Raw genomic sequence first — 14,676 nt, forward strand, 5'->3', positions numbered from 1 at the left:
AAAAAGGAGAGAGATTAACATGGCAAAAACAAGAATCGTCATATTAGGAGCAGGTTACGGCGGTATTATGACCGCGAAAAATTTAGAAAAACTATTAAATCCAAACGAAGCTGAAGTTTTACTTATCAACAAGCACGACTATCACTATGTGACAACTCAGTTACACAAAACTTGTGCGGGCACTGCTTCAGATGAAAAAATCGCGATGCCAATCCGCGACTTAATTGATGCAAGCAAAACCACTTTCAAAAAAGCAACTGTTGACTCACTTGACTTTGACCATAAAAAGATTCTTTTCGAAGGCGGCGAAGCAATTAGCTACGACTATTTGCTTGTAGCTCTCGGCTTTAAAGTTGAAACATTTGGTACACCTGGAGTGAATGAGTATGGCTTCAACCTAAGAAGCTTCCGCACTTCAAAAACAGTTTTTCCACATATTCTTAAACAATTTTCTCTATACAAACAAGATCAAGATGAAACCCGCCTAACTTTTGCAGTTGCAGGCTCAGGTTTTACTGGTATTGAAATGGTTGGAGAATTAATTGAGAAGCTACCGGAAATCGCAAAAACATACGGCGTTCCGTACGATAAAGTAAAAATCGTTAATATTGAAGCTGCTCCTACGATTTTACCTGGTTTTGAAAAAGAAGCAGTTGAGTACACAAACAAGCTTTTAATTGAAAGCGGCGTTCAAGTCATGACTTCTACAAAAATTCTTGAAGTTGCTGAAAACTATGTAAAAGTAGCTCCTGGTATTGAAATCCCAACAAAAACGCTCATTTGGTCTTGTGGAGTTCGTGGTCATGAGCTATTCGAAAAAGCTGGATTAAAAACTATTCGCGGTAAATTACCAGTTGATAAGCAATTACGTGTTCCAGAATTAGAAAATGTTTTCTGTATCGGTGATAACGCTTGGTTTATGAAGGACGAGAAGACTGCGCTTCCGCCAACTGCACAGGTTGCACTACAACAAGCACCAGTTTGTGCGAAAAACATTGTTGCTGCTATCCGTGGTGAACAATTAGAGGCATTTGAATACCATCATAAGGGTTCTGTTGCTTCAATCGGTGGCGGACATGCTGTCGGAAAAGTTGGACCACTTGTCATTAAAGGAAAGTTTGCAGCGTTTATGAAAGAAGTAATCGAGTGCAGATACCTATTTTACTTAAATGGCCCTTCATTCATGATCAAGCAATTCATGAAACGCAAGCCACAACCAACCGAAGTTCAGGTTAAACAGGCTCAATAATAGATGCATAAAAGGGGCTGTCCGAGAAATCAGATGATGATTACTCGGACAGCCCCTCTCTTTTTTATTAGTACCTTTAGTTTCTATTTCTGCCAAACCCGCTTATTTTCAATCCGCTTTGTGTACCCCTTCGCATCAAGACGTTCTAAAAACGGTATCATATATTTTCGGGAAAGGTCCAACACATCTTTGGCATCGCCAACCTCAAACTCAGGTCCTGTCTTACTCTGCAGCGTTTCAACTGCATGATTAAACAAGTCACCATACCAGTAGTATTGATCATCCAGTGGCACAATCAGTCCCTGTTCTTCAAGAAATCTTCTTAAATCACCTGTTAGCGAATCCGGAATTCCTGCTTCCTTCAAATAATCCTGAAGATAGCGGACCTTTAAGCCATCCTTTTTGATTACTTGTAGCATATTCTCAGTTCGTTTTGCCCAACTTTGCGGAACATGAGGTGCGAAATCCTTCTGGAACACAAATTGCTCTTTCCGGCCAAACGTGCCGTTACTGACACCCTGTTCGATAACATAATCAAGCAAGGTTTTCGGATAATGTTTCTGCAATGATTGCAGGATTTCCGCTTTATTGATTCCCTGTTTCATCGAATGCTCGCGGTGATAGTCACCCAAACGATCATAAATTTCATCCTCAATTAATAATACCAGCGATTTAAGGGTATACTCTTTGCCATTATAAAGAAGAAAGTCCTCGTTGCTTAGTTCACTTGATAGAGTTTCATCATCCAATGCGGTTCGTTTAATTAAATCAGCTAAACCAAGGCTTTTCCCTTCAGTCAATGCCGCTACAATCCGCTCATGAGGCGTTCCTACCTTCTTCTTTTCGAGCTCTTCGATTGTTTGGACGCCGTAACGGTATTTTTCACCACGTGGATCAATGACCCAGCCGCCCCCTACCGTTTCCTGCGGACTTGGACGCCGAATGATAAAGCGGTCACCCCGCTTCGTTACAATTTCCTCATCCAAACGCAACTGGCACAAAATTTCATCATTTTCCTCTTTCAGTTCATTACGATCGAAAAAGACGATTCTTCCCATTACTTCAGCTGTACCGATATGGCATTTAATTGGCATACGTTGCTTTACCATGTAGTCTAGGTCCTCGACAACACGGATTGCCACGTCTATCGTTCTCGTTACGTTAAAGTGCTCAGACGACACGACAACATCGCCGCGCTCCAAATCCTCCTTAGACACATTGGAAAGATTAATGGCAGCCCTTTGTCCGGCAAAAGCCTTTTTGGCTGGCTTATGATGGACCTGCAATTGTCTTGCCCGTACTTCAATTCCCTTTGGCAGAATCACTAATGGTTGGCCTTCTTCTACTGTTCCTTCATAAACCGTTCCACGTACAACCGTCCCCTGCCCTTTTACCGTAAACACCTGGTCAATCGGCAGTCGAAATGCACCTTTTGCATCGCGCATTTCTTGTTCCTTCAAGGTATCAATAATTAATTGTTTCAAATCATCGATCCCTTTTTTGGACAGACTATCAACGAGTACGAACGGAGAATGTTCGAAAACAGTTCCCTGTAATTCTTCAAAAATATCATCTTTTACTAAATCAATGAATTCCTCGTCAACTCGGTCGATCTTGGTAATTGCGACAACGCCGTTTTTAATTCCGAGAAATCCAAGGATATCTAAATGTTCCCGCGTTTGCGGCATGACACCTTCATCTGCCGCAACAACCAAAACGACTAAATCAATCCCAGCCACTCCTGCAATCATCTGACGAATAAACCGTTCATGACCTGGTACATCAATAACCGATATTTGGATTTCTTCGTCTTCATATAGCGGGGCAAACCCTAATTCGATGGAAATTTGTCGTTCCTTTTCCTCTTTCAACCGATCTGTATCAACGTTTGTCAGCGCTTTTGTGAGCGAGGTTTTTCCGTGATCAATATGACCGGCCATGCCGATGGTAAAATATCTTTTGTGCTCCAATTTTGACACCTAACCTTCTATCTTGTTAATTCATTAGCTGAAATTCTGTACGGCTTCCGGTCTGAGTCGCAAATACTTCGAGACGGGCATCGATTCTTTCTTTTAGCTCAGGAACGTGCGAAATGATTCCCACAAGACGTCCGCTGCTTTGGATATCTATTAATGATTCAATCGCTTGATCGAGTGATTCAGGGTCTAAGGTACCAAAGCCCTCATCAATAAACATCGTCTCTAATGATACACCTCCAGCATAGGCCTGAACAACCTCAGCAAGGCCTAATGCAAGTGCTAATGCCGCTTTAAAGCTTTCACCGCCAGAGAGTGTTTTGACATGACGCTCTTGACCAGTATATTGGTCAAAAACGAGCAATTCCAAACCACTTTGCCCCGCACCTTTTGAACGATCAGTTTTTCGCAGTAATTGATAGCGACCACTAGTCATTTTCGTCAAGCGAGCATTGGCTTGAGTGAGGATATCATCCAAAAATGAAGCTAAAACAAACCGCTCGAAGGTAATTCGATACGTATTTTGTCCCTTAGCGATTTCATGTAAATGGCCAATTAGTTTGTAGCGATCTTCCAATTCCTTCAGCTGCTGATTTATTGCATTCACTTTATCGAAAATTTCCTCATTTGTCCTTTTTTGCATAAATAGGCTTGTATATTGTTCCTGAAGCATGCTTAATTGCTGCTTCAGGTCAGCAAATGCTTCCGTAAGCATGTCTAAATCAGGAGCTTTTACATCTTTCAAAAGCTCTTCAAGTTCATGATAGCGGTCTGTGACAGAGCGTAACTCTTCACGATAGGCACGTAGCATATCCGAAAGGTTTTTTAGTTCTTGTTCCGATTTTTTGGCTACCTCATAGTCATTGTAGGTTGCAAAACCTTGCTTCGTTAACTTTTCTAGAAAGGCTGCACGCTCCAGTTCCAGCTTGGCAGTAGTGGTTGTCACCTGAGAATTTACCGTCTCTAGTCGTGCTGTTTCTGTGGCAAAGCTTTCTCGTGCCTTCAGATAATCTTGACTGACTTTTTCAAAGCGGGTTTGTAATTCAGCATTCTTAGCAACGGCTGCTTTAACTGCTGCCTCATAGGCTTGAATGGTTCTGAGCTCCTCAGGAATTTGATCAACCATTCTTTCCAAGGTTGTCCGATTTTGCGTATGCTCAATGGTCAATTGATGGATTAGTTCCGTCAATTGTTTCATTTTTTCACTGTATTGCTGTTTTTGCTTTTCTGTTAAGTCCATTTGCTTCATTATGCTGCTTAACTGATTGATTTTAGCTTGCAATTGCTGCTGTTTTTCTTTTAAGTCTGCCTGTTCAGCCTGGATCATATTCTTGAGAGGTTCAAAGCTTTCCTCGGTAAAATCAGGACGATTTTCGCCAATTTCAGCTTTCAACTCGGTTAATGATTGAATTAAAGTACTTTGCCCAGACTGGTATTGGTAAAGGTTTGATTCCGCCTTCCCCTTTTCAGCTTCTAACACGGAAACTTGTGATTTTGCTGCTTTAAGATCCTCTTGTGACGGAACAAGGTCTTCTCTATGTAGTGCTGGTTGCGGATGATGTGGTGAGCCACATACTGGACACGCATCCCCTTCTGTTAAGGTGCTAGCTAGAATAGCGGCTTGACTTTGAAGCCACTTTTGCTCGAGCTCTTCGACTAATGCTTTGGCATCAGCTAGCCGAAGGACTGCATTTTCAAAATGTTGCTTTGCTTGAGCTACGATCGGTTTTGATTTTTCAATCCGGCCGAATAATACCTCATATTTCTGAAATTGCTCGATTTCCGCACCGAGTAATTCAATTTTTCGTTTGTTTTCAAGGTAGGTTATTTGCCCTTCGTCAATGAGCGATTTTTCAACTTGAAGTTTTACGAAATTTCCGTTCGCTTTGTTAATGTTTTCATCGTTTATTTGTCGCTCTTGTTTTGCGGTCGATAATTGATTATCAAGTTGCTGCACCGTCGCTTCAAGCTTGGCAAATGAATAGACATCCTCCTTCATTTGTTGGAGTCGGTTTACATAGTCACTCGCTTCTTGCCGTTCGGGCTCACGGGCTTTTTCCTGTTCAAGCTGCTCTTTATGTTGGATAACTAAAGTGTTTAGCTTATCAACATTTATTTGTAATTCTTTAGCCGCTTTCTGTGCTTCGTCAAGCTCTGTTTTTAAATGAGTGCAAATTTCTTCTTGCTTGGCTAAAATTGTAGCCTTTTGACCTAGCTCGACAGTTTTTTCAATTTTGGCATAGTGATCCTGTTGACCTTCAAGCTGCGTTTTTTTTATCAAAAGCTCTTGTTTCGTATTTAGCTGCTTAACAATGAGTTCAGCCTCATAAATGCTCTGTTGGAGGTTATCTCGCTCAACTTGCTTGCTGTCAGTCTCGACTTTAATTTCTGCTAATTTTGTCCTTTGGACGTTTATTTCTTCGATGAGCAAAGGAAGAATAAGCGTATCATTGACACTATCAGCAGCCAAATATTCCTTTAATTCTTCGTTTACGAGCACTTGAATCCCGCGAATCGTTTGATTTCGAGTTTCAATCTGTTTCTCAACGGTTCGCTTTAGTTCAGTCGCTTCCTCTTTAAGCTTTTCCTCAATTCTTTTATACATTTCTGTATGGAACAATCGCTGTAGGATTACTTCCTTATCTTTACTGTCAGAAATTAACAGCTTGCGGAATTCACCTTGAGGAATCATCAGGATTTGCCGAAACTGATTGCTATCGATTAACATAAGCTCTTTTATCCGCTCGTCAACATCGCGGACATTGGCTGCGAGCAGCTGTTTCGAACCGTTCTCATCATATTCATAAAGTTCAGCTTTGGCATTGATCGTTGTAAATCCATCGCCGCTCTTTTTCTTCTTCTGCTGTTGTGGTGAACGCCAAATGTAATAACGTTTCCCCCGTAACGTAAAATCGAGCGCAACCTCGGTTGGATCATCTTCCTGTGCAAAATGGCTGCGCAATTCGGGGCCGTTCCGATCTTCTCCACTAGCTTTTCCGTAGATGGCATAGCTAATCCCATCAAAAATCGTTGTTTTTCCTGCACCGGTTTTACCAGAGATGACGAACATCGTCCGATTTCCTAATAGCGAAAAATCAATTTCTTCCTTACCGGCGTATGGACCAAATGCTTGCATCATTAAATGAATCGGCTTCATCCTACACACCTTCCTCTTTGTGAACCTTATTAATCACCTTGGTCATCACTGCACGTTTTTCATCAGAAAACTCAGCGGTTGTCATTTCTTGATAAAATTGTTCAAATAGCTCTAATTCTGATTTTCGTTCTTCTTTTTGAATTGAAAAAGATACCTTTTTCTTCATGTCCGTAATAGCAAGTTTACGTTCAAGGTGAAGAACATTTTCATATACCTGACGCAGCTTACTTATCGGGTCGATCAACGCCCCTTCGTCAAGAAGGGTCACCTTCAAATAATCATCGCATTTTTGTTTTTCATAAAAACTCGGATCAAGCAATTCGTCGAGATGACCTTCAATCTCACGCATATCAAATTTCGGTGTTAACGAACGATATCGCTGAGTAAATTGCCCCAACTCGTTCATCTCAATTATTGAAATTGATTTTTGCTGTTTCGCTTCTGAAAAGGAATACTTCAGTAACGAACCTGAATATTTCACGGTATCATGACGAATCGCATCTGGGCTATGTAAATGGCCTAATGCTGTATAGGAAAACGGGGCAAATAACTCCGCACCAATACAACCTGATCCACCGACTGACAACGTCCGTTCTGAATCAGAGGTTTGTCCGCCTAATACAAAGGCATGTCCAACGAAAACATTCGGTTCATGGGGATTCATATTTTTCTCAATTTGATCGATGATAGCACGCATCGCTTCTTGATGCGAATGGATTCGATCATCATTTAATAACTGCCTTACAATTCCTGGCTCCGCGTATGGAACTAAATAAAAATTAACACCATTTATACGAACAGGCCGAAAATCATTCGCCAATTTACCTGTTAAGTAAAAATGGCTGTTTCGATACCATGAACTACCGAATGAAAGGCGTTCCGCACTATCATGGTTTCCAGCAATGGCAACAACCGGTGTATTTAATTCAACATTGAGTTTATATAGTACTTCATCTAGTAGGTCAACCGCTTCTGTTGGTGGCACTGAGCGGTCGTATAAATCACCAGCGATGATGATGGCATCAGGCTTTTCTTCCGCTACAAGTTCTATGAATTCATCCAGAACAATTTTTTGGTCCTCGGTCATATACTTGCCATGCACAAGCTTACCCAAATGCCAATCAGCAGTATGAATAAATTTCATGCCTATCAACCCTTTCTCGTAAACAATATGGAGCTTGCTTACTCGCTAAGTTCCATTATAGCAAACATCTATTCGTAATGATTTTTAAAAGTGGAGGATTTTCATGAAATTTTCTTTATTAGAAATGATTTGGAAGAGTAGCTACCTTCAATAAAATTTTTCGTCAAATTTCGCTATTTTAAGATAATGTTCGAATGTTTTGATCAGTCCTAAATGGCTGTTTTTATCATGAATGTTGATTTCCGCTCCAGGCACTTCGCTTTCCGCGGGGCGGGCGGTGAGCCTCCTCGGCGCATAGGCGCCTGTGGGGTCTCACCTGTCCCGCTGCTCCCGCAGGAGTCTTCGTGCCTTCCGCTTCAATCAACTAGGGAAAAGTCATTAGTCGATATACACAACAAACACAATAAAAAAACAGCTCAACCGATATGGGGTTGAGCTGTTTGGAATGTGTGAATTAGATTATTTCTTTTGAACGTTTGCAGCTTGTGGTCCACGAGCACCTTCAACAACTTCGAAAGATACTTCTTGACCTTCTTCTAATGTTTTGAAGCCTTCTGTTTGGATAGCAGAGTAATGAACGAAAACGTCATTTCCGTCTTCAGCTTCGATGAATCCGAAACCTTTTTCTGAGTTGAACCATTTAACTTTACCGTTTTTCATGTAAAAAAATCCTCCTATTGGCTGGTCTTCTTAGGAGAGACCATTTGTAAATTCACCAATTAACAACGTAGATAGCTTTACCTTCATTACTCATCCAAACGTATTTAATTAACATTAGAACAAGCTTTTACCATAAATCTAACACGGTGCAACGGCTAGGATAAATATAACATTTTTTCCCCAGAATGTCAATATTCTCAACGGTTTACAATCCCTCTTTCATGCGGTCTGGAAGGCTTTGAATCGATAGTACTACGGTATCTAATTTCGCTTCAATGCGATGCAATAAATACAAAGTGACTACGATGGGAAAGCCGACGTCGCTAATGAAAGGTATGAGTTGCTCCACAAGAAATCGCTCCTTTCTAAGTTGATCCTGTTCAAATCAAATTATTTTGTTGATATAATATCTCACTCGTAAAACAAGACCGGAATCATCATTGAAACCGGTCTTGTTTCTGAACATATTAAAGCTCGTATTCAGTCACGTTGCGATCAACTACTCTGGCGCCACTAATTTGTGCTAAATTTCCATTAGCTGTATAAAATGCATCTGTCGCGATAATTTGCTCCATCGCCTGTTTCACAGCAACTGGATCAATCGGTTCAATTGGACTTTCAAACGATAGTTTAGCGCTCTTGCCAATATCGGTAACGAATACTAGTTCCAAAGTTTTAGCCATCCTTTACACCTCCTCAAATTGAATTTGTTTAACCGAATTAGCCAATTACATCAAAGCTGTTATTTCGCTCAACTGTTGCTAGCGGATAGGAGCATAATGACGAAATCGCCAATGCCACTTGATAAAGATCGTCAACAGTCGCCTCCTTTTTCACATTGTTAAATGTTTTAGCTTTAAAAATTGGTTCTCCTTTTTCGTTCAGTCCCGTTTCAAACATTAAACGTAATTGTGTTTCTTTTAACATTTCCTGTGCCATGTTCCCTTCACCTCCTTTCACCCCTTATATAGAGAGTTAGGACGAAAAAAGACATGGTCATTTTTGTTTTTTTATGACAACCTTGTGAACGTCATCATAATCGATAGGTTCCTCACAAGTTTTTCCTATTTTTAAGGAATTAATGGTAGAATACCAAGAGAAACCCATCATAATTTGGATAGGGTTTTGTAAAAATAACAATTGTTGTTTGATTTCTAACAAAGGGAGCTGGTCTATTTGAGATGGCACAAAAGGGTATTATCCTTAATTCAGGAGCGTCAGGCGAGGAAAATTGCCTTAGCGATTGATACTTCGTCCGACCAAGTAAATACGATTTTAATTAATAATATTGTGAAATTATTTGAGCAACTTAAGCCTGATACGCTGCTGGTTCAGGCAGATTACAAAATCCGTAGTATTACGCCAATCAAATCTGATACCGTAAAATATTACAGCCATGGTAAATCATCTTATACATTGGTACTGGAATGGGCCAAAACTGAAGAGATTGATACATTATTCTATATTACAGATGTAACAGGGCATTTTTATGAGGACATGGAGAAGTTAAACTTTGATGTATTTTGGCTTGTTCCAAATGACTTTGTTCCAAAGGTGCCGTTTGGCAAAGCAATCAAGGTGGCCTAAAGGTCGCCTCTCTCACTAGTAATTATTTTAATCAGGATAGATACTAGTCCAATCCACTTCACCTCTCTTCCATATCATGCTAGTAGAATGATTGGAGGTGAATAAATTGGACCTACTAAATGCTTTAAATGAGAATTATTTAATGCTCGTTCCAGCGTTATGGGTGTTAGGTTTTGCGCTAAAACAAACACCAAAAGTTCCAAACTGGTCAATTATTTGGATTATAACAATCTTATCACTCGGCTTAGCTGCCTATTCCTATGGTTTTAGTATTGATGCAATTGTGAATGGGCTTGTTGCTGCCGGTATTTCAGTTTATGGTCACCAGCTCGTGAAGCATTCTTTTTTTTCAAAAGAAAAATAGTAGAATGAACAACCCCCGTTACAAGTTATGCTCATACAGAAACAATCAATACTAAAAAAAGAACGAGGCTAGATAATCTGCCTCGTTCTCTCCGTTTTGGGAAATTTCACTATGAATTGAGTGCCATGGTTTGGCCTGCTAATGATGTCAATTGTACCATTCATCGCTCTAATAATACTATGAACCACCATCATCCCAAGACCCGTACCGTTCCCTTCGTTGATATAATAAAAAGGTTCACCCAGTCGTTTTAAAATTTCCTCTGACATGCCCAAGCCTGTATCTGATATGGAAATGATGACTGACCCTTTTCGATCATAGGTTTGAATCGTCAGTGTTCCGCCTCCAGGCATTGATTCGATGCTGTTTTTAAGTAAATTATAGAAACAACGGTGCAGCATTTCTTTATCACCGGACAGTGTATGTTTCGAAGTGAACTTTTTTTCAATCTTAATATTCGTGTTTTCTAGAAACATCGATAAGTCCGTTAACACTTGAAGGAAAATCCAGTTTGCATTTATGTCCTCAATTTTTTCAAGGGAAGGCTTTGCAAAGGTCAAATAGTTTCCAATTACTTCCTCGGCTTGATCCAATTCAGAAATTGCTATATCAATATATGTTTTCTGAGATGCATCTAGGTTATTGCTCTCATTAAGAAATTGCAAAAATCCGCGTGCTGATGTTAAAGGATTTCGGATTTCATGTGAAATCGCAGCTCCCATTTGACTCACTGCTTCAATCCGCTTTGATTTCAGCAATTGTTCTCGTAATTTCATATTTGCGTGCATCGCTTCAATTGAATAGGAAATGATTCCGGTTCCCAGCGCAGCAATAATAAAATATGGAATCCAAACATCTATTCCGTAGTCTAATTGTGGAAATACTGTAGCGATTAGGAAAAAAATCATCGATGCGGTAATACTTAGAATAACCGAAACAAAGATTCTACTTTTTGAAGAAAGTTTCAAGAAAAATGGTTTTGCCAATAATAATAAGAGCGCGACAGAGAGATTTAAGTATATCGAGACCAAAAAGCCGGAGTCGATTCCAATCATGGCCCGAACGATAATGGCAACAACCGCGAATAGGAAACTCGATCCTAAGTACAAACCAGAAATGATTAAGGGTACTAATCTTAAATCAATTCGTAGGCCAGGATTTAAATATCTAGAAAAAATTATACAGAGGATAATTGCAAAGATACCGTAGACATAAGCAGCGACATTCGGCTTTTTACTAATAAAATTTTGATGAAACCACATTTGCATAAAAAACAATAATACCAAAAGTAACGACAAATTAAAAAGCAAATGCTTTGTCATTTCCAACTGAACTGATCACCACCAAACATAGACGCTGTTAAAATTTTAAAATATTTCCATCAGAATGGCAATGAAAAACAGCTGGAATTTTTATATAAATATAACTTTTCGACTGGTGAAAACGAGAAATTTCACAAAAAATTAAAACTATCCAAGTTAAGGATAGTTTTTCGAAATGAGTGAACAATTAAATTTTTTAAGTAGCCTAGCAAGGACTTGCCGTTCTTCTTCGGGCCAGTCGCTCAAAACCTCGTTGATAGCTTTTAACCGATTATTTCGATATAAGTTGAATTCTTTGACTCCTTGCTCGGTAATATGCAAAGTATAGGCTCTTCCATCAGATGGATCGGGCTTTCTAACTATGAATCCTTTATTCTCAAGCGCACTAGCTTGGCGACTTACCGTCGAAATATCCAAATGAAATTCATTTGCCAACTGTTTCACTCCGACAGTCCCGTGTGAAGTAAGTTGATGCAATAACAGAAAACCCGAGCGATCAATATTCCCAAACTTTTGTTTATTAGATACATATGTAATGCTTCGAATTAACACAGCCAATTCTAAGCTAATTAATTCTAAACCATCCTGTTCCATAACAATCCAACCTCACAATGCCGTAATATTGTTATGCTCATCATAGCATGGAGTCTTGAATTTTTGTATGATTTTTCGGATAAATGCCACAAATTAACCAACCTAAAAAATACTTGTATGACACAATTAGTTACATAGGTTAAAATAAAAGTAAATGATATTAAAAATAGGCTATGTTAATTCTGAATGTTGTTTTTTGGAAGTTGATTGAAGTGGAAGGCGCGAAGACTCCTGCGGGAGCAGCGGGACAGGTGAGACCCCACAGGCGCTATTGCGCCGAGGAGGCTCACCGCCCGCCCCTAAGGTGCGCGAAGCGCCTGGAACGGAAATCAACTGACACGTTTAACATAGACTCAAGATAAGGTGATAAAGTTTGAAAGCACATGAAATGATGATTCGTGAGGTTTACAAAGTAAAAGAAGATGATACTGTTAAAACAGTGATTGAAAAATTTATAAAGTATCGCATAAGCGGTCTACCTGTCGTAAATGACCGAAATGAAATAGTCGGCTATATTAGTGACGGTGATGTGATGCGTTACATTGGTAAACGCAAGGATATTTATTTAGATAACATCTATTATTCTTTTGTCATAAAAGACGATATGGAGGATTTTGAAGAACGCGAGCGGAGATTACTCGAGCTAAATGTCCTCGAAATCGCCAGAAAGAAAATCGTTACAGTTGATTGGCAGGAAACTATTGAGGAAATCGCTGCATTATTAGGAAACAGACAAATAAAAAAAGTACCCGTCATTCGGAAAGGTGTTTTGGTTGGAATTATCAGTCGTGGTGACATCATCAGGCACGCATTTAAATCATTAATTTAACGATCAATTCTCAAAAGAGGACCTGTCATATGAAAATCCGTCCTCTTTTGAAGTACCCGCAGGAGTCTTCGCACCTTCCACTCCAATCAATCGTACGATAATTTTACAATCGCGCCCGATCGTTGAACATTTATCTAAAACTACATTGAAGTACTATCAATACCCCAAAATTCAAAATCCCCATTTAAGTCTTTAGTATACAGAGCAACATTAATTCAAATTCATTCGTCCGATTATGGAAGGTCATTACTCAAACCTTATATGACACCCTTTACTTGTATATTGAAGAAGAACCCATTTATTGCATATTATTTCTCTCAAAGTAAATATTAGATTTATAACCCATGATAAGGAAAGTTATATGACTGATAAGTTTAGAAGCTATTCTGTGGAGTATAGCTCTACCAGGCTTTGCTCAATTATTAAATGTCATATTGGTTGGAAATTTTATAAAGTGTATATTAGCCCGTATTAAGGTTCAATGAAAATGGTAATTATTTGAGGAAATAAAAGATGGAGGCAAATATTATGACTCAAAAACATGCTTTAAGTTCGAGTGAATTAGGAACATTATGGATGACCTATCAGGAAAAAACAATGATACAAAGAATACTTGAATATTTTATAGAACAAGCAGATGACAATCGAGCGAAAGAGATAATGCAAAATACACATATGAAAATTATTAACTATCTTGAAGATATAAAAGGCATCTTTAAAAATGAGGGTGCTGTCATTCCTGTTGGATACACGGAACAAGATGTGAATGTTGGGGTGCCTAAGCTGTATGACAACATGTTTGATATTATGTTTCTTCGACTGCTCCAAGAAATAAGCATGGGGTTACATACTCTCCATTTATATATGGCATATCGTAAAGATATCGTACTTCTCTATAAGGAATTAACTGCATTTACTCAAAATGTTTACGATGAATGCGTGGATTATCTACAAGAAAAAGATGTTTTACCACGTCCTCCTGCAGTAACCATGCCAAAGTCTGTGGAGTTTGTAGAGGGAACCAATTATATGAGTGGTTTTAACTTATTTTCAGAAAAACGAGCATTGAATACAGTGGAAGTATCACATTTACATCATGCAATTGAATCAAATATTATTGGTATGCAATTAATTACGGGGTTCGCACAAGTGGCAAATGAATCCGAAGTAAAAAAATACTTCATAAAAGGTAAAGAATTGGCGAAAAAAATTGTAAGTGATAATACTCAATTATTTCTTCAAAGTGATATTCAACCGCCTTCAACATGGGGGGCAAATGCAACAGATTCTAAGGTGGCTCCTTTTTCAGATAAGCTGATGATGTACTGTACCAGCCTGTTTTGTAGCTTTGGTTTAGGAAGCAATGCATTAGGAACAGCATTTAGTTTACGAAGTGACCTCCCATTAAAAATGGTTAATGAAGCAAAAGACATACTAACTTATGGGTCGGAGGGCGGAAAACTCATGGCGAAAAATGGATGGCTTGAAGAGCCTCCACAAATGCAGGATCGGAATCAATTAACAAAATAATCAAGATGCAATACTGAAATAATACAAGCTCTCTCGAATTATTGGGATTTCTTGTATTATTTTGCTTAGAATAAATTCCATATATTGAATTGAGGTTTTGTCTATATTGAACTAATCTTAATCACAAGCACCTCACAAGGAGATGCTTGAATATCAAAAAACAATTACCTTTGTACGCAATCGCCCTAGTTAGAGTAATAATATAGGATTATTTAATTCTTTTTATTAAAACCTCATACCCATAAATAATTAAAGAGAAAGTAA

The 14,676-nt window shown here is 39.0% G+C and carries 14 protein-coding genes; 5 read left to right on the forward strand and 9 right to left on the reverse strand.

Annotation, left to right across the window (positions count from 1 at the left end):
• Positions 1-19: 19 nt before the first annotated feature.
• Positions 20-1,249, forward strand: coding sequence for an NAD(P)/FAD-dependent oxidoreductase (locus HHO41_RS03000; RefSeq protein ID WP_169095360.1), 1,230 nt, complete (start codon positions 20-22; stop codon positions 1,247-1,249).
• 83 nt (positions 1,250-1,332) lie between these two features.
• Here the strand turns inward: HHO41_RS03000 and selB are convergent, their stop codons facing one another.
• The 7 genes from selB to HHO41_RS03035 form a co-directional block, all read right to left on the reverse strand.
• On the reverse strand, positions 1,333-3,189 hold the full coding sequence (selB, locus tag HHO41_RS03005; RefSeq protein WP_211171026.1) for a selenocysteine-specific translation elongation factor: 1,857 nt from the start codon (positions 3,187-3,189) through the stop codon (positions 1,333-1,335).
• A 55-nt stretch (positions 3,190-3,244) separates the two neighbouring features.
• Positions 3,245-6,382, reverse strand: coding sequence for an AAA family ATPase (locus HHO41_RS03010; RefSeq protein ID WP_169095362.1), 3,138 nt, complete (start codon positions 6,380-6,382; stop codon positions 3,245-3,247).
• 1 nt (position 6,383) lies between these two features.
• The gene (locus HHO41_RS03015; RefSeq protein WP_169095363.1) at positions 6,384-7,526 is read right to left on the reverse strand and encodes an exonuclease SbcCD subunit D; all 1,143 of its coding nucleotides are present in this window, start codon (positions 7,524-7,526) and stop codon (positions 6,384-6,386) included.
• Between the two features lie 459 nt (positions 7,527-7,985).
• A complete protein-coding gene (locus HHO41_RS03020) occupies positions 7,986-8,186 on the reverse strand; it encodes a cold-shock protein (protein ID WP_169095364.1) in 201 nt (66 codons plus the stop codon).
• 205 nt (positions 8,187-8,391) lie between these two features.
• Entirely contained in the window at positions 8,392-8,535 is a 144-nt protein-coding gene (locus HHO41_RS22295; RefSeq protein ID WP_169095365.1) for a YvrJ family protein, read from the reverse strand.
• 118 nt (positions 8,536-8,653) lie between these two features.
• The gene (locus HHO41_RS03030) at positions 8,654-8,869 is read right to left on the reverse strand and encodes a DUF2922 domain-containing protein (RefSeq protein WP_169095366.1); all 216 of its coding nucleotides are present in this window, start codon (positions 8,867-8,869) and stop codon (positions 8,654-8,656) included.
• A gap of 37 nt (positions 8,870-8,906) precedes the next feature.
• Entirely contained in the window at positions 8,907-9,125 is a 219-nt protein-coding gene (locus HHO41_RS03035) for a DUF1659 domain-containing protein (protein ID WP_169095367.1), read from the reverse strand.
• A gap of 237 nt (positions 9,126-9,362) precedes the next feature.
• On the opposite strand from HHO41_RS03035, the gene HHO41_RS03040 reads away from it, so the two are divergent.
• Both HHO41_RS03040 and HHO41_RS03045 read left to right on the forward strand, forming a co-directional pair.
• Positions 9,363-9,773 (forward strand): VWA-like domain-containing protein, encoded by a 411-nt coding sequence (locus tag HHO41_RS03040; protein WP_169095368.1) that lies wholly within the window; start codon positions 9,363-9,365, stop codon positions 9,771-9,773.
• Positions 9,774-9,870: 97 nt separating this feature from the next.
• Positions 9,871-10,137, forward strand: coding sequence for a phage holin family protein (locus HHO41_RS03045; protein WP_348981213.1), 267 nt, complete (start codon positions 9,871-9,873; stop codon positions 10,135-10,137).
• Positions 10,138-10,205: 68 nt separating this feature from the next.
• Here HHO41_RS03045 and HHO41_RS03050 read toward each other — a convergent pair whose 3' ends face one another.
• Both HHO41_RS03050 and HHO41_RS03055 read right to left on the reverse strand, forming a co-directional pair.
• The gene (locus HHO41_RS03050) at positions 10,206-11,459 is read right to left on the reverse strand and encodes a sensor histidine kinase (RefSeq protein WP_248278356.1); all 1,254 of its coding nucleotides are present in this window, start codon (positions 11,457-11,459) and stop codon (positions 10,206-10,208) included.
• Positions 11,460-11,615: 156 nt separating this feature from the next.
• Positions 11,616-12,053 carry a MarR family winged helix-turn-helix transcriptional regulator gene (locus HHO41_RS03055; protein WP_169095371.1) on the reverse strand — a complete coding sequence of 146 codons (438 nt, stop codon included), beginning with the start codon at positions 12,051-12,053 and terminating at the stop codon, positions 11,616-11,618.
• 373 nt (positions 12,054-12,426) lie between these two features.
• Here HHO41_RS03055 and HHO41_RS03060 point away from each other — a divergent pair, with 373 nt between their 5' ends.
• Both HHO41_RS03060 and HHO41_RS03065 read left to right on the forward strand, forming a co-directional pair.
• Entirely contained in the window at positions 12,427-12,882 is a 456-nt protein-coding gene (locus HHO41_RS03060) for a CBS domain-containing protein (protein ID WP_169095372.1), read from the forward strand.
• 528 nt (positions 12,883-13,410) lie between these two features.
• On the forward strand, positions 13,411-14,412 hold the full coding sequence (locus tag HHO41_RS03065) for a DUF3231 family protein (RefSeq protein ID WP_169095373.1): 1,002 nt from the start codon (positions 13,411-13,413) through the stop codon (positions 14,410-14,412).
• The last annotated feature ends 264 nt before the right edge of the window (positions 14,413-14,676 follow it).

The sequence above is a fragment of the Bacillus sp. DNRA2 genome, assembly GCF_012843265.1.
GTDB lineage: Bacteria > Bacillota > Bacilli > Bacillales > Cytobacillaceae > Bacillus_BU.